The organism is Undibacterium sp. 5I1 (genome assembly GCF_034314085.1).
GTDB lineage: Bacteria > Pseudomonadota > Gammaproteobacteria > Burkholderiales > Burkholderiaceae_D > Undibacterium.
In genome coordinates this window covers 2,052,795-2,068,838 of sequence record NZ_JAVIWI010000001.1, presented here as the reverse complement: position 1 = coordinate 2,068,838, position 16,044 = coordinate 2,052,795, and the positions used below count along the sequence as shown (strand labels likewise).

Genomic DNA, 16,044 nt, shown 5'->3' with positions numbered 1-16,044 from the left:
ACGAAACTATATGAACCTGATACCACTTTATCCTGAAATTTTCTTGCTCTCAGCAATCTGCGTTATTTTGCTGATTGACATGTTTCTTGCAGACGATAAGCGCAATGTGACATATGTGTTGAGCATATTGAGTTTGGTCATATGCGGCGTTTTGACTTTGATCAACCCTAGTGGTGACGGCTCAATTTATTTTAGTAATAAGATGTTCGTATCGGACCCGATGTCGAATCTTCTTAAAATATTTTCATACATTGCAGTTGGTTTGACTTTAATTTACGGACGTCAATATGCTTCTGATCGTGGCATGACAAACGGAAAATTGGGAGGTGAGTTTTATGTACTGGCCTTGTTCTCTCTATTGGGACAAATGGTAATGATCTCTGGGAATAATTTTCTGGTGATTTACCTCGGTCTAGAACTCATGTCTTTGTCTTTGTATGCCCTAGTTGCTTTGCGTCGCGATCATACAATTTCTACTGAAGCCGCGATGAAATACTTCATTCTCGGCGCATTAGCTTCTGGCTTCCTTTTGTATGGTATTTCTATGTTGTATGGGGCTACAGGTTCTTTGGATTTGTCCGAAGTTGCTAAAGCTGCTGCTTCACCAGCGGCAAATAAGTTGATTTTGGTATTTGGTATTGTCTTTCTGGTTGCTGGTTTGGCCTTCAAATTGGGTGCGGTTCCTTTCCATATGTGGGTGCCCGATGTATATCAAGGCTCCCCAACGGTTGTAACTTTATTACTGGGTGGTGCACCTAAGTTGGCTGCGTTTGCAATATGTTTCCGTTTGTTGGTTGAAGGCCTGTTCCCAATGGCGGTGGATTGGCAGCAAATGTTGATCGTATTGGCAGTGATGTCGATGGCTGTCGGTAATATCACTGCGATTGCACAGACTAATCTGAAACGTATGCTTGCTTACTCGACTATTTCACAAATGGGTTTTATGTTGCTTGGTCTGTTGTCAGGTGTAGTCGATGGCAATACGAGTTTTGCGGCTGAAGCCTACAGTGCTTCGATGTTTTATAGCATTACCTATGTATTAACTACTTTAGGTACATTCGGCGTCATCATGTTGTTGTCGCGCTCAGGTTTTGAGGCGGAAAATCTCGATGATTTAAAGGGTTTGAATAAACGTAGTCCTTGGTTTGCATTAGTGATGTTACTGTTGATGTTCTCTTTGGCAGGTATTCCTCCAATGATGGGTTTCTACGCTAAGTTGTCCGTACTTAAAGCTGTTCTGGCTACAGGGCACGTATGGTTGGCTGTGGCAGCTGTCTTGTTCTCCCTGATTGGTGCCTTCTACTACATACGCATTGTCAAATTGATGTACTTTGATCAGCCTGCAGATAATAGTCCTATCATCGCAAGCACCGATATGCGTATTGTCTTAAGTATTAATGGTATCGCGGTATTAGCCATGGGTTTGATGCCTGGGGCATTGATGGCAGCATGCAGTAATGCGATCATCAAGACACTGGCCTCCTGATGTACTTGGTAGGAATCTAAAGTGGATGTATCCGCCTCAAGTTGGCTAGTGATTATTTTATCCATAATCGCCGCCAATTTGCCTTTTTTTAATGAGCGTTTGTTTTCTTTTATCTCTGTGAAAACCTGGCTTGTTAAACCTCTCTGGTGTCGTTTGCTAGAACTGATTGTTCTCTACTTTGTGATCGGTAGCTTAGCTAGTTTATTAGAAGCTCAAGCGGGTAATCGATTTACACAAACGTGGGAGTTCTACTCAATCACGGCATGTTTATTCTTGGTTCTCGCTTTCCCTGGATTTGTTTATCGGTATTTGAGAAAACAACATGGATAAATTGACTTTGGATGCAGCGACAAATCCACATTTGGCAGAAACTAAAGTCAGCGGTGAGTTGGCCTACTCCGGTAGTTTTCTTAAAGTAGAAAAAGATACGGTGAGCTTACCCGACGGTAAGCATGTGACACGCGAGTACATCAAACATCCCGGCGCAGTCGTTATCTTGCCTGTATTTGACGACGGTACTGTACTAATGGAACGCCAGTTTCGTTATCCGTTGAATCAAGTCTTTATTGAATTCCCTGCTGGTAAGATCGATCCAAATGAGGATGCTTTAGTGTGCGCCCAGCGTGAATTACGCGAAGAGACAGGCTATACAGCGACCGAATGGCGCTACCTATGCACCATTCATAACGCAATTGCCTATTCGGACGAACACCTGGATATTTTTCTTGCACGTGGCCTGATTGCAGGCGAATCGCAGTTGGATGAAGAGGAGTTTTTAGAAACTTTCCATGCCACTTTGCCCGAGTTACTCGATTGGGTAAAAACAGGAAAAATTACGGATGTAAAAACAGTGATCGGTAGTTTCTGGCTACAAAAAGTACTCTCTGAAAATTGGTGAGTATCTAAAAATCACAAAAGAAATTGATCAGATAGATTAAACGCATAACTGAAGACCAAGTCAGCCACTTTGAAAAAAGTGGCTTTTTTGTTGGCGGAGTAAAAAGCCGATAAGTCATTTTTATGTAATGTTTATATCTTCAGCGGACCTTTTTAGAGAATCTTTACTGCGCCGGTGCTATCTTGGAATCACCACAACAACCCGTGCAAATCTCCATGAATCGCATTACTTCTATTAGCAGTTCTCCGCGTTTTTCTCTGGTCTCTGCATTGACCTCGATGAGCACAACAGTATCTGACGTCAATAACAATAGTAACTCTTCTCTGGCAAGACAAAAATACGCGTCGCCGACAGTCACTTTGCTTCCCAAAGTTTCTTATCGCATTCAACGTCAAGCTGTTACGCCAGATTTTATGATGCGCATTACGGTAGAAAGCGATTGTGCCACTGAGTTAAGACATTTGATTTTGAATCGTTGCGGCAAGATGGTGACTTATATCCGCATGCAGCCTGTCGATCATGCGAGTCGTATGATCGTTTGGTTGTGCCTGGCTAAGCCAGCGGTTGAAACTATTATCCATGCCGTGATGACTGCCTTGCCTAGTGCAGAGTTCGGCAAAATCACCCCAATTTCTCCAGCGCCTGCCCGCTAAATTTTACGTTCGCTCAAGTTTGCTTAAGTTTCATCAGCGCGAAGAGCGTTACAAATTTTGAGAAGTCAAACCATTTGTCCTTATATAAGAAGCTGATCATGACTACTTTTGATGGTATTTGGGTGCCTTTGGTCACGCCATTCCGACAACAAAAAATTGATTTGAGAGCCGCTCAACAACTTGCTCTGCAAATGACTGATGCAGGCGTCAAAGGTCTGGTTGTTTGTGGCACTACCGGTGAGGCCGCGACCCTTGATGATACAGAACAAGCGCGATTGCTCGCTGCGATTCAAGAAGCGGTTCCTGCCAATTGTCCTGTCGCATTAGGTTTAAGTGGCAGCGGTACGCATGCGATGGTAGAGCGCTTGAAACGTTTTGGTACTGCGCCAGCCGCTTACCTGATTTCTGCACCTGCTTATGTTCGTCCATCGCAAGAAGGTATTCGCTTGCATTTTGAAGCCTTGGCCGCAGCGAGTGGGCGTCCCATTATTTTATATAACATTCCCTCCAGAACTGGCGTAAATATTGATGTAGAAACGGTCGCCGCGCTTGCCGTTAATCCTAAGTTTGTCGCAATTAAAGATTGCGGCGGTCAATTAGATCAAACCAGCGCACTACTTAGCCAGAGCGGACTCAATGTTTTATGCGGTGACGACGCATTGATGTTTGATGTATTTGCCATGGGCGCGCAGGGCGCTATTTCTGCATCCGCACACATACGCCCAGATTTATTTGTCCATTTATTGCACTTAATACGGCACTCAAAAACGCGAGAAGCCTTAGCCTTATTTAGTCAATTATTACCATTAATTAAAGTCCTATTTTCGGAACCAAATCCAGCGCCGGTCAAAGCTGCTTTATCCATGTTGTGGGGCATGGAAGACAGCGTGCGCTTACCGATGACACCCATGTCTAATAAGGGAAAACTCCAGTTAGCAAAAGTCTTGGAGCAAGTAATGGCGATACCTAGTCCCAGCGTATTAAATTTTAACTCACCGAAAATATCACAGAGTGAATTGCAATTACAGTTAATCACCGAGACGACATTTTGTCCTAAATGTTCTGCTGAGCTGGCTTCAGAACAAAGTGCAGAACTGGTTCATTGAACACCATAGGACTTACGCAAAACCGCCCCAGCTGCCTTACAGCTACGTTACAGCTCCTAGCCGTACTAAAGTAATGTCGTCGTCGCTGCGCCTTGCTGGAACAATTTTGCGTAAGTCCTAACCGATTAAAACAGAGTCAGTACAAGAAAATAAACTATGATAATTACGATTGCAAACCAGACTGGCGGCACCGAAAAATCAATGCTGGCAGATAGTCTTGCGGCCTTACGTACCCAGACCGGGCGCAGAGTTTTGTTGCTTGATAACGACCCCAAACAATCTTCTATAGGTTGGTGCGCTGAACGCAATGCCAGTGGTATCAGTCCTGCCGTAATGGCGCGTGCTATCAGTGGCAAAGGCATGCAGCCAGAGTTGGAAAATTTAGGTTGTCGCTTTCAAGACATCGTAATTGATACTGAGGCTCGTGATTCTCTTGGCAGCAGATCGGCACTGATCGCTGCAGGTTTGGTGATCATTGCCTTGGACTCCGATCAATTTAATGTAGGTATGCTTGATGCTGTAGATTCAAATTGCTTTAGCGAAGACAAACTCACCGCAAGAATTGCCACCGCACGTGAACTCAATCCCAGTCTTCGTATTCTCGTTGTCATCACTTACCGTTCCACCTATCCCACATTCGCCTGCTTAGACGCTGTCAGGCAATTTGTCGCCGGCATTCCCTGTGCAGAATTCTTTGCCCGGCCGATACACGCTGATGCAGTGTTGCATCAAGCCTACCAAGAAGGACTAGCAATCAGCGAATGTGCGGATCAGCAAACAGCACAAGAAATACAAGATTTATACAGCGAAGTTTTTGGTGATTAAGTAATCTTTTAGCGCCGCTATGTCATTTACCTTCTCATTTTTTATTGTGCTACTTTTGGTACTGAATCCCATGTTAAGCATGTCGCCTAAGTTGATCGTAAAGTCTCAGTCCGATTTGCTAATGACGACAGGAGTGAGCTCAGAACTAGCGCCTTCACCCAGCAATCGCCAGATTCTCGTCGCGTGTACTGGCTTGTTGTTGATATTGCTTTTACTCTCCTTATTCGGGCAATCGTTTCGATATTGGATTCCAATATCGGTAGCCAATACGGCGAGCCTGCAAGTGAGTGCTGGATTGATTTTGTTACTGGCTGCGCTGGGTATGGTATTTTTTTCTAAGACGATGAAAGTGTCTCCGCGTACCAATCAGCAAATTAATCACGTAGCTGATCACCAAGCTAATCACCAAATTAATCACCAAATTAATCAAACCCCCCATCCGTTCGATGAGAAGCGCTGGTCTTTGCTACGGCTTTTTAGCCCGACCGCCATGATGACAGTCTTGTTATTAAGCGCGATACAGCCAGAACATACGCGGCAAATTGTGGCTGCTTTGGCCGCCGCCATGCTGGTGCTGACCATTCTTCTTATCGCGCTAAAAAATGTACAAAACTATCGTAGATTTGCATTAGTCGCTAATGGCTTTCAGACCTTGTTAGGTTTGATTCTGGCGGTGATTGCGATCGATAGAATGTTGACTGGCCTCCATCTGTATTTTCAGCATGGATAGGACTTAGATGATTTTGACTATGGTGGCTGACCCCTCACTGCATTCAATGCGCGCAAGCGCTGCGCTGGCGAAGGCGATTGCACAACAGCGGGCAGATGCAGGCAGAAATGTACTGCTGGTTTCTCAGCAGTCCGATGCCGAGCTTGGCTGGAATGCGATCGAGCTCAAAGCTGGCGCGGCATTGCATTCAATTTGCGCCGGCAGTCTGGCGGCTAAGCTGGAAACGACTTACTGCGCTTATCACACCACCTTGATTCATCTATATCAGGACCAAGACCGGCAGCAGCATCTTGAACACCATGCATTGATGGCGTCTTGCGATATGGCGGTATTCCATTTGCACGCAGCACATTTTGATGTCCAGGCGCAGCAGCGCTTGCTAACGCAGATCGCCGCGGTACGCTGCCATCATTGGGAGCGTCCGATACTATTAGCGATTGAAACTGCCGCAGCCAGCCTTGAGCAAATTGCCAGCCTCAGCGCGCTGGAGAAAAATCTGCAGGTCAAAATCGTTTTGCTACCAGCGGGGACGGACAGCCCCGACAGATGCAAGAGTCTGTACAGGGCGCTGTTCCTTTAAAACACATCGCTTTAATCCATATCGCTTTAATACTTGTTGAGATTAGCGGATTATCGCGCGGCAGATTAATTGGGGAAAAGCTGGATTTCGGTTCACTGTAAAGTCACATCTCAGGGTTTCTGTCGTAGCCTGATTAAAATATACTCCCCATTTATTTTTCAAAAAATGCCCTATTGTCCAATCATTCTATGGACACTCCGTATATACAGAATGGGAGTATATATTTTGGCTCTATCATCTAACAACGATCAATCATTATCAAGTACCTGCTAGTAGGACTTAAAGCGTGGTGCTCGTCTCCCAAGTATTTCCAGCATACGTATTGATAGATGTATTGACTTCGGTTAGGCCGCCTTCCAGACATACGCTGAATTTCTATTTAGATGCAGCGCCAGTATTAGGCACGAGCATTAGTGACGATTATCAGTCACGATTATCAGTCACGATTATCAGTCACGATTATCAGTCACGATTATCAGTCACGATTATCAGTCACGAGTAAAATGACGCTGAATGCTGAATGCTGAATGCTCAAAATTTAATACAAGCAATAAGACCACAACAGAAAATGGCTGCACCCAATGCGAATATTATTAGTTGAAGACGACCGCAAAGCAGCGCGCCTGTTGGCCCGAGGCTTTCAGGAAGAGGGCTTTATTATCGACATCGCTCATACGGCGGAAGAGGGCGAGGAAGAAGCCTTCATCACCGACTATGACCTGATTATTTTAGACTGGATGCTGCCAGGTAAAGACGGCATAGATCTATGCCGCGATCTGCGGGCGCGCGGCAGCCAGACACCTATCATGATGCTGACAGCGCGCGACGCTTTAGCTGACAGGATTACTGGCCTCAACACCGGTGCTGATGATTACCTGACCAAGCCCTTTGCATTTGAAGAATTACTGGCGCGTGTTCGAGCCCTGTTACGACGTTCTGAAATCAGTCGTCCCTTGATTTTGGCTGCGTATGATTTGACACTGGATCCAGTCAGCCACCGCGTCATGCGGGCAAATGTTTTATTAGACTTAACGCCCAAGGAATATGCCATCTTAGAAATCTTGTTGCGGCATCCGGGCGAGGTAATCAGTCGCGCGCGTTTGGCGGAACAAGTATGGAAAGCTGACACCATTTCGCTGGATAATCTGATTGATGCACACATCAGTAATTTGCGCAAAAAAGTAGATAGCAATAGCGACACGCCTTTGATACAAACCATACGTGGTCGGGGCTTTTGTATCAAGGCCGGCGCGCCAACCTAGCTTAGCGAACTTCGCCCCATCGTCATTCATTTTTTAACGCTGATCCACACAAGATGTCACCAAAAACTACCACCAGTCTGCTCAACTTCAGAACCCGATTGGTGCTGGTACATTTGGCTGTCATCATCACCGTATTAACGGTCGCCGCCTTTGCTGCACATCTGAGTTTGTCCCGCGCGGTCCACGGTCAGTTAGACGCAGCATTGCTGGCGCTGGCAGAAACTGAGATTTCTATGCTGGCTGAAAAAGGCCCGGTCAAAGTACACGACACGACCGCCGGCCCCGCGCCGCCGTCCTTAATGCGCTTAGATCGCTTAGTACAAATCATTGATGCTAACGGACAGGTATTGGCACGCAGCGTCAACCTTGGGGCGGCAAAATTGCCGGCGCCCTCCGAGTTGTTATCGCGTTTAGCCGAAGGCGACACGGTGTTTGAAACCTTACCCAAATTTGGTGAGGAGCCAGTGCGCATGGTCTCTATGCCGATCCGGGTCGATAACCGTTTAATGGCGATACAGGTCGCTGGCTCGCTCGATGACACCAGTCATGTAGTCGACTCCGCCAGCATCTTATTTATCATCATGGCGCTGACCCTGATCGTCGCCGTTGGCGTTGCAGGTGTGTTGCTGACCCGCCGTGTATTTAACGCGATTGATAATATTGTGCGAGAGGCGCACCACATCGGCGAAGCAAATTTCGCCGAAAGACTGCCACATCCCGGTACCTCTGATGAGATCGGGCGCCTGGTCGATACCTTGAACGAAATGCTGGATCGATTACAACAAAGTTTTGAGGTGCAGCGACGATTTACTGCTGATGCTTCACATGAATTACGTTCGCCTTTATCCCGCTTAAGAATGGAGCTGGAAGTCACCTTGCGACGACCGCGCGAACCTGCCGATTATATTCAGGCGCTGCATTCTTGTATGGAAGAAGTAGAGCGTTTGAGTTTGCTGGTAGAAGAATTATTAACCCTGGCGCGGATCGACGCCGGTCAAGAGCATAATACCTCGGAAGTCGTTTGCCTCAATCAATTAGTGGATGAGGCGGTAAGCCGTATGGAGGCGATTGCATCGGAGCGTGCAATACGGATTGTGATTGCGCCTTCGCCAGAAGTCATGGCACGAGTAGCGCGTGGTTCTGCCAGCTTGGTGATCGCCAATTTACTAGACAACGCGGTGAAGTTTTCTCGCCATGGCGGGAATGTGGTGGTGACGCTTGCAGACGAGGGAGGAATGGTCAGTATCAGTGTATCCGACACAGGGCCAGGGATTAACCGCGAAGAATTACCGCACTTGTTTGAGCGGTTTTATCGCGGTACCAGCACCCGCGCGGAAGAAACACCAGGGGTTGGCCTTGGTCTCGCATTATCGCAATCTATTGCCCATGTATATGGCGGACGTATCGAGGTTGCCAGTTCTTCTCAGTCCTCACAATCAGGTACGCAATTTACGTTTAAGTTGCCCAAGCCTGCTGATTTACTTTGATATCGATAGCGAATAAAAAAGCCACGATGATTCGTGGCTTTTTGCTTTCTTTGCGTAAGTCCAGTATTACATGCTTGGATAGTTTGGCCCGCCGCCACCTTCAGGCGTAACCCAGACGATATTTTGCGTCGGATCTTTGATATCGCAAGTTTTGCAATGTACGCAGTTTTGCGCATTGATTTGCAAGCGATCTGCACCCTGATCAGTTTTGACAAACTCATATACGCCAGCCGGGCAGTAGCGGGCTTCTGGTCCTGCATATTTGGCTAAGTTGATGCCAACTGGCACGCTCGCATCTTTCAACGTCAGATGAATCGGCTGATCTTCTGCATGGTTGGTGTTGGAGATAAACACCGACGATAAGCGATCAAAGGTGAGTTTGCCATCTGGCTTTGGATACACAATCGGCTCGAACTCAGACGCAGGGCGCAGACATTCATGATCGGCTTTGGAGTGATGCAAAGTCCATGGTGCTTTACCTCGCAGTACCATTTGATCCAGCCAGACCAGCGGTGAACCGTAAGTGCCTTTTTTCAGCAAAGGTTTGACGTTACGTGCTGTGTGCAGTTCTTCATGTAGCCAGGACTGTTCAAAGGCGGTGGAGTAAGCCGTTAATTCATCATGCTGACGTTGCGCTCCCAATGCATCAAATGCGGCAATCGCTGCCAGCATGCCGGTTTTGATCGCTGCGTGACTACCTTTAATGCGACTCATATTCAAAAAGCCGGCATCGCAACCGATCAAGGCGCCGCCTGGGAACACCAGCTTAGGCAGGGATTGTAAACCGCCCGCGGTGATTGCTCGTGCACCATAAGATATGCGCTTACCGCCTTCAAAGAAACCACAAATTGCCGGATGCGTTTTAAAGCGCTGAAATTCTTCGTAAGGCGACAGGTATGGATTTTCATAGGCCAAACCGACAACATAGCCTACCGCAACTTGGTTATTTTCGAGGTGGTACAAGAACGAGCCACTATATTGATCCATCAGCGGCCAACCCGTAGTGTGGACGACCAGACCAGGTTTATGTTGCTTAGGATCGATTTCCCATAACTCTTTAATCCCGATGCCGTAGGATTGCGGATCTTTACCTTTATTTAAGTCATATTTAGCCATGACTTGTTTGCCCAAATGACCGCGCGCACCTTCTGCAAACAGCGTGTATTTAGCATGCAGTTCCATGCCTAACTGGAATGCTGGAGACGCTTCACCGTGGCGATCAACACCCATATTGCCGGTAGCTACGCCTTTGACCGAACCATCGTCGTTGTACAAAACTTCGGCAGCGGCAAAACCTGGGAATACTTCCACACCCAAGGCCTCAGCTTGCTGAGCCAGCCAACGGGTGACATTGGCTAAAGAGACGATGTAATTACCATGATTCTCGAAACAGGCAGGCAACATCCAGTTTGGCGTTTTAAACGCCTTTTTCTCCGTCAATACCAGGACGCGATCTTCAGTCACTTCGGTATTCAGCGGCGCGCCTATTTCTTTCCAGTTGGGGAAGAGTTCCGTTAAAGCTTTTGGGTCCATCACTGCGCCAGACAAGATATGCGCGCCGGGCTCGCCACCTTTTTCCAGAACACAGACCGAGACTTCGTTGCCTTTTTCTGCTGCGAGTTGTTTGAGCTTGATCGCAGCGGACAATCCGGCAGGGCCGCCGCCGACAATAACGACGTCATATTCCATCGCATCGCGCGGACCGAACTGCTCTATTAGACTTTGTGTCATGGCTATAATCGCTTTCAGAAAATTTACGAACGAACGTGCTTATTTGTTGTCGGTATGGTATAGCTTAGGGATGTAATGCGCAAGCTGAGCAATTCTTCTAATTAATCGTTGTCAATGCGGTTGTAAATACGCTTACCAGTGCGCTTACCAACGGATTGGTAAATAAATTCAGTCTTGCTCCGGCAATTCTCCTAAAACCATGAATTGCTTATTTTTGTTGTGCATAGATTATCCTAGAAACGGCAGTCGACCGCTTGTCAGTGTAAATAAGTATTTGATTCAATTGAATTATTCAATTCTATCCACTGTCACCGTTGTGATGACAGCGCTACGAATCTGATCGCACACTTTTTCGGCTCCCTAACCGCGTTGCTCCTCGTTGCAACGTGAAGGTTGTGCCTCGTCTCGCCTTGCTGGGAAACCGAAAAAATGTACACTCAGACTCGTCCAACTGCCGTTTCTAGGATTATCGCAGAGGGTCAAATAAGATGCAGCACTTTCATGATTTTGATCGATAAAATGGAAGTTTTAAAACACAAGCATATTGTCTATGTCATCATAGCGGCACATTCAAAATGATATGCTTCCAGGATTTACGCAAAACTGTTCCGGCAAGCTTGTGTTTGCCGCGGTACTAGTTGAATAGTTTTGCATAAGTCTTGGCGTATCTAAAAAATGCACAAACCACGTAGCACTTTCAGCAAAATTTTAGTCGGAGAATCTGATGGGTATTGAAGTTAATTTCGAAGGAAAAATCGCTCTGGTGACAGGCGCCTCCAGTGGTCTTGGCGCTCGTTTTGCAAAAATTCTGGCACAAGCCGGGGCACAAGTCGTGCTGGCTTCGCGCCGGATTGATCGCCTGAAAGAGTTACGCGCAGAAATCGAAGCCGAAGGCGGCGCTGCCCATGTCGTGACATTGGACGTCACCGACTATGCCAGTATCAAATCAGCGATTGCTCATGCGGAAACCGAGGCCGGTCCTATCGATATCTTGATCAATAATTCGGGTGTTTCAACCACACAGCGTTTGATCGACGTCACGCCGGAAGATTATGCCTACGTAATGGACACCAATCAGCGCGGTGCTTTTTTCGTTGCACAAGAGACGGCCAAGCGCATGATTGCCCGCTACAAGGGCGATCCTAAAAAGCAGCACCGGATTATTAATATTGCCTCTGTCGCAGGTCTGCGTGTATTGCCACAAATCGGTATTTATTGCGTCAGTAAAGCCGCAGTGGTACACATGACTAAGTCCATGGCGGTCGAGTGGGGCAAGTTTGGCATTAACGTGAATGCGATTTGCCCAGGCTATATTGAGACCGAAATTAACCAGGATCATTTTAAAAGTGAACAGGGTCAAAAGCTGATTGATATGCTGCCAAGAAAACGGGTCGGTATGCCAGAAGATTTGGACGGTTTGTTGCTGTTGCTGGCCGCAGAAGAATCACGCTTTTTGAATGGAGCGATAGTAACGGCAGACGATGGAATGAGCGCGCAATGATAGGCGAGAAAGTACTTGATAAAAAGTTGGTGTACACCGTGACAATTCCAATTCGCTGGGGCGATATGGATGCATTGGGACATGTCAATAATACTGTGTACTTTCGCTATATGGAGCAGGCCAGGCTGGAGTGGCTGACGATGCTGGGTTGTTTGCCCGATGAAAACGGCAACGGCCCGGTCATCATCAATGCTCACTGCACATTTAAAAAACCCTTAAAATATCCTGACCAGGTTGAAGTCTGTACCTACATCGGCGGTGCAGGCCGTAGCAGTTTTGAAACCATCCAAGAAATGCGCAGTGTCAGCGATGGTTATACGCTATATGCAGAAGGTGGAGCCAAGGTAGTGTGGGTCGATGCGCAAACGCAAAAGTCCACCGTACTGCCAGAATCGATTAAGGAAAAACTGACTGAGCTGAAAACCGCAGTGAAGTCGGCAAATAAGCCAGCACGACGTGTGAAGGCGGTATAAATGAAAGTTGAATAAACCCGAATCTAATAGTCAGCTGACTACTTCAACACATATGAAGCTGAGTTGTAATCTGTCTCCAGGGATAAGCAACTCAGCTGACGATTCGTAATAATTTATGTACTAGTTCGCTGGATGTCGCCGCCGTAAATTTACGCATCAGCTTTGCTCTGTGCATCTCCACCGTTCTTGGACTAAGCCCAATTTGCCGCGCAATCAGCTTGCTAGTTTTGCCTTCCACCAGCAGGGCGGCGATTTCTCTCTCGCGCGGCGTTAATTCTGCTGTGACTGAGCGTTTAGAACTCAGATCTTCAAATGTCCAGATTCCCTCTGCGTGAGCATCTTCTTTATGCAACCCCCTGCCTGAGACATGGCACCAGAATAATTCTTGATTGGCTCGTTTCATGATGCGCTCGTCTGAGTAATAGCCTTTGGCATTCATGATTGGCGTGATACGCGCACCGGTACGTTCAAACTCATCTGGCGACGGGTATAAGATTAAAAATGATTGTCCCAGTAATTGTTCTTTTTGGTAGCCAAACATCTGCGCCAGATCATCATTGCAAGCGCGGATAATGCGATTTTGTGAGACGCATAGTCCGACCGGCGCGTACTGAAAAATCGTTTCAAAATTAATGAGCTGCGCTTCGGTCATGGAGTTTGAGCTGCTTATTTGGGGTAATTTGCGATAACTTAAGCTGACTAATTATTCGGTATTTGTCAGGTATTTTTACGGTATTGCGCTGTATAGAGTAGCATCATATGCTTGGCGATAAAACAAAACTTCAGTATAAAGCGCGGGTAGCAAAAAACTCACGCCAGTATCGTGTCGGACGCTGTATTTCAATAAGAGTTTCAACAAGAGTTTTAATATAAGAAAGGGACAACATGAACAAAGTTTATCCTGACGCTGCCAGTGCCTTGGCAGATATCGTCAAAGACGGACAAACCGTGGCAGTAGGCGGTTTTGGTCTGTGCGGTATCCCCGAGGCGCTGATTGCTGCCTTGCGCGATTCCGGCGTACAGAATTTGACGGCAATCTCCAACAACGCCGGTGTGGATGGCTTTGGTTTAGGACAGTTATTGACCACGCGCCAGATCAAAAAAATGATCGCCTCTTATGTCGGTGAGAACAAAGAATTTGAACGCCAATATCTGGCCGGTGAGTTGGAATTAGAATTTACACCACAAGGTACTCTGGCCGAAAAACTGCGGGCGGGCGGCGCTGGCATTCCTGCATTTTTCACCAAGACGGGCGTCGGCACCATCGTCGCTGACGGCAAAGAAATCCGTGAGTTTGATGGCGCACAATATGTCATGGAGCGTTCTTTAGTTGCCGACGTATCACTGGTCAAGGCCTACAAGGCAGATAAATCAGGCAATTTGGTCTATCGCAAAACGGCACGCAACTTCAATCCCAATGTGGCGATGGCAGGAAAAATCACCGTGGTTGAAGTGGAAGTCCTGGTCGAAATCGGTGAGATTGATCCCGATGATGTCCATACGCCAGGCATATTTGTCCAACGCATCGTTGTCAATGCGACCCCGGAAAAACGTATAGAACAGCGCACTGTTCGCCCAGCAGAATAAGGAGAGCAACATGGCATGGACTCGTGATGAGATGGCTGCTCGTGCAGCAAAAGAATTACAAGATGGTTATTACGTCAATCTGGGCATAGGCTTGCCGACACTGGTTGCCAATCATGTGCCGCAAGGCATGGAAGTATGGCTGCAGTCAGAAAATGGTTTGCTGGGTATTGGCCCTTTTCCGACGGAGGACGAAGTTGATCCCGACATGATTAACGCAGGTAAACAAACCGTAACGACCTTGCCAGGTTCGTCGATTTTTAGTTCTGCCGACTCGTTTGCGATGATACGCGGCGGCAAAATCAATCTGGCGATTTTAGGCGCAATGCAAGTCAGTGAAACCGGCGATCTGGCCAATTGGATGATCCCCGGCAAAATGGTCAAAGGCATGGGCGGCGCGATGGATCTGGTAGCCGGTGTTGGTCATGTGGTGGTGTTGATGGAGCATGTCGCCAAAGGCGATGCGCATAAAATCCTGAAAAAATGCAATTTGCCACTGACCGGTGTAGGCGTCGTCAACCGCATCATCACTGATCTGGGCGTGATTGATGTCACACCAAGCGGTTTGAAGTTGATCGAATTAGCCAGCGGCGTGACTAAGGAAGAAGTGATTGCAAAAACCGAAGCGTCGTTGGATGTCAGTGCGCTTGCTTAATCAGAACTGGTTTGCATGATTTAGTGATTTTTCGGTTCGGTAAAGTCGCTAGTCAACGTTGCCATACAAACTCAGTACATGATAAAAATGCCAGCACTTCTGCTGGCATTTTTATTGCACCATTGATTATTGGAAATTATATACTGGTGGTATGTATATTAATATTCAACGATGTTGTCCATATTTTAATTGGACAATAGAAGACCTGTTTAAGATACTCCCTTTGTTACTTGTTTTTTGGCAGGTCTAATGGCTTAACATCGCCGCAGTCTGCGGATAACCATTTGCTCTTGGTTTCGCTATGCATATTGATGGGTTTATCGTTAGCGATTCCTTTAAAATCAAAAACTGACTGGACGCTATCGTCGCCAAGATAAGTGCCTGTAACTTTGCCGCTACCTTTCATCTCTGGTTTATCGCAGACCAAATCCATAGACCAGGTATTGCCATTTTTTTGAATATTTTTTGACTGACAACCGGATTGATCTTTGAAGTTGACTGGCGGTTGATCGCGGTCTGCCATTTCCTTTGTTATACACATCTGCGTCGTCATTCCACCGTTTTTTATATTGGGGATTTTGATTCCCATCTGTTTCAGTTTTTCTAGTTGTTCTGGTGGAATGGCCGGCATATTTTTCATCGCGTCGGATTGTATGGTCACTTCCCACAACCCAGCTTTGGATTTTCCGGCGGCATGCGCATTGCTGACTAAGGATAAGGCGCAGAGCGATAAACTGATTAATTGGATGGTGCTACGCATAACATTTCCTTTGAATATGGATGACAATAAGTCAATGTAGTTGCTAGTCATGCAAAATGAAAGCAAAATCGCTTTTTGGGAGGTGCCAGACATTTCGCCAGCATCGCCCAAACGTGCTTAGTCGTACAGAAGTGGTTTGATCGTAGCACTATTTTTTATCAGCATATTACGCTTAATGAATATACTCCCCACTATTTTTTTAAAATATCGGTTGTAAACCAATAAATGTATGGACACTTAAATATACTTATATCCAGTATATAAATTAATTGTAATGTCACTGCGAGTAATCGTTTTCGTCCTAAGCCATATT

The 16,044-nt window shown here is 46.6% G+C and carries 17 protein-coding genes; 14 read left to right on the top strand and 3 right to left on the bottom strand.

Annotation, left to right across the window (positions count from 1 at the left end):
* Positions 1-10: 10 nt before the first annotated feature.
* The 10 genes from nuoN (at position 11) to RGU72_RS09125 (ending at position 9,027) form a co-directional block, all read left to right on the top strand.
* Entirely contained in the window at positions 11-1,486 is a 1,476-nt protein-coding gene (gene nuoN / locus RGU72_RS09170) for an NADH-quinone oxidoreductase subunit NuoN (protein ID WP_322119436.1), read from the top strand.
* A 21-nt stretch (positions 1,487-1,507) separates the two neighbouring features.
* Positions 1,508-1,816, top strand: a complete 309-nt coding sequence (locus tag RGU72_RS09165; RefSeq protein WP_322119435.1) for a DUF2818 family protein — start codon at positions 1,508-1,510, stop codon at positions 1,814-1,816.
* Positions 1,809-2,384 (top strand): NUDIX hydrolase, encoded by a 576-nt coding sequence (locus tag RGU72_RS09160; protein ID WP_322119434.1) that lies wholly within the window; start codon positions 1,809-1,811, stop codon positions 2,382-2,384. Before RGU72_RS09165 ends, RGU72_RS09160 begins: the two co-directional genes overlap by 8 nt.
* A 215-nt stretch (positions 2,385-2,599) precedes the next feature.
* Positions 2,600-3,037, top strand: coding sequence for a hypothetical protein (locus RGU72_RS09155; RefSeq protein WP_322119433.1), 438 nt, complete (start codon positions 2,600-2,602; stop codon positions 3,035-3,037).
* A gap of 98 nt (positions 3,038-3,135) precedes the next feature.
* Positions 3,136-4,143, top strand: a complete 1,008-nt coding sequence (dapA, locus tag RGU72_RS09150) for a 4-hydroxy-tetrahydrodipicolinate synthase (RefSeq protein WP_322119432.1) — start codon at positions 3,136-3,138, stop codon at positions 4,141-4,143.
* 156 nt (positions 4,144-4,299) lie between these two features.
* Complete coding sequence (locus RGU72_RS09145; RefSeq protein ID WP_322119431.1) at positions 4,300-4,968, top strand: hypothetical protein; 669 nt, start codon at positions 4,300-4,302, stop codon at positions 4,966-4,968.
* Between the two features lie 70 nt (positions 4,969-5,038).
* The gene (locus RGU72_RS09140; RefSeq protein WP_322119430.1) at positions 5,039-5,698 is read left to right on the top strand and encodes a hypothetical protein; all 660 of its coding nucleotides are present in this window, start codon (positions 5,039-5,041) and stop codon (positions 5,696-5,698) included.
* Positions 5,699-5,705: 7 nt separating this feature from the next.
* Entirely contained in the window at positions 5,706-6,278 is a 573-nt protein-coding gene (locus RGU72_RS09135) for a hypothetical protein (RefSeq protein ID WP_322119429.1), read from the top strand.
* 581 nt (positions 6,279-6,859) lie between these two features.
* The gene (locus tag RGU72_RS09130) at positions 6,860-7,540 is read left to right on the top strand and encodes a response regulator transcription factor (RefSeq protein ID WP_322119428.1); all 681 of its coding nucleotides are present in this window, start codon (positions 6,860-6,862) and stop codon (positions 7,538-7,540) included.
* 77 nt (positions 7,541-7,617) lie between these two features.
* A complete protein-coding gene (locus tag RGU72_RS09125) occupies positions 7,618-9,027 on the top strand; it encodes a sensor histidine kinase (protein ID WP_416200159.1) in 1,410 nt (469 codons plus the stop codon).
* A gap of 66 nt (positions 9,028-9,093) precedes the next feature.
* Here the strand turns inward: RGU72_RS09125 and RGU72_RS09120 are convergent, their stop codons facing one another.
* Complete coding sequence (locus RGU72_RS09120; protein WP_416200158.1) at positions 9,094-10,716, bottom strand: electron transfer flavoprotein-ubiquinone oxidoreductase; 1,623 nt, start codon at positions 10,714-10,716, stop codon at positions 9,094-9,096.
* A gap of 766 nt (positions 10,717-11,482) precedes the next feature.
* Here RGU72_RS09120 and RGU72_RS09115 point away from each other — a divergent pair.
* Both RGU72_RS09115 and RGU72_RS09110 read left to right on the top strand, forming a co-directional pair.
* Entirely contained in the window at positions 11,483-12,259 is a 777-nt protein-coding gene (locus tag RGU72_RS09115; RefSeq protein WP_322119425.1) for an SDR family oxidoreductase, read from the top strand.
* A complete protein-coding gene (locus RGU72_RS09110) occupies positions 12,256-12,732 on the top strand; it encodes a thioesterase family protein (RefSeq protein ID WP_322119424.1) in 477 nt (158 codons plus the stop codon). Before RGU72_RS09115 ends, RGU72_RS09110 begins: the two co-directional genes overlap by 4 nt.
* 91 nt (positions 12,733-12,823) lie before the next feature.
* Here RGU72_RS09110 and RGU72_RS09105 read toward each other — a convergent pair whose 3' ends face one another.
* The gene (locus RGU72_RS09105) at positions 12,824-13,384 is read right to left on the bottom strand and encodes a LuxR C-terminal-related transcriptional regulator (RefSeq protein ID WP_322119423.1); all 561 of its coding nucleotides are present in this window, start codon (positions 13,382-13,384) and stop codon (positions 12,824-12,826) included.
* A gap of 233 nt (positions 13,385-13,617) precedes the next feature.
* On the opposite strand from RGU72_RS09105, the gene RGU72_RS09100 reads away from it, so the two are divergent.
* Together RGU72_RS09100 and RGU72_RS09095 are read left to right on the top strand one after the other, a co-directional pair.
* Positions 13,618-14,319: a CoA transferase subunit A gene (locus tag RGU72_RS09100; protein WP_322119422.1), complete on the top strand. Its 702-nt coding sequence runs from the start codon at positions 13,618-13,620 to the stop codon at positions 14,317-14,319.
* Positions 14,320-14,329: 10 nt separating this feature from the next.
* The gene (locus RGU72_RS09095; RefSeq protein ID WP_322119421.1) at positions 14,330-14,971 is read left to right on the top strand and encodes a CoA transferase subunit B; all 642 of its coding nucleotides are present in this window, start codon (positions 14,330-14,332) and stop codon (positions 14,969-14,971) included.
* Between the two features lie 226 nt (positions 14,972-15,197).
* Here the strand turns inward: RGU72_RS09095 and RGU72_RS09090 are convergent, their stop codons facing one another.
* Positions 15,198-15,731 carry a DUF3617 domain-containing protein gene (locus RGU72_RS09090; RefSeq protein WP_322119420.1) on the bottom strand — a complete coding sequence of 178 codons (534 nt, stop codon included), beginning with the start codon at positions 15,729-15,731 and terminating at the stop codon, positions 15,198-15,200.
* Positions 15,732-16,044: the final 313 nt, after the last annotated feature.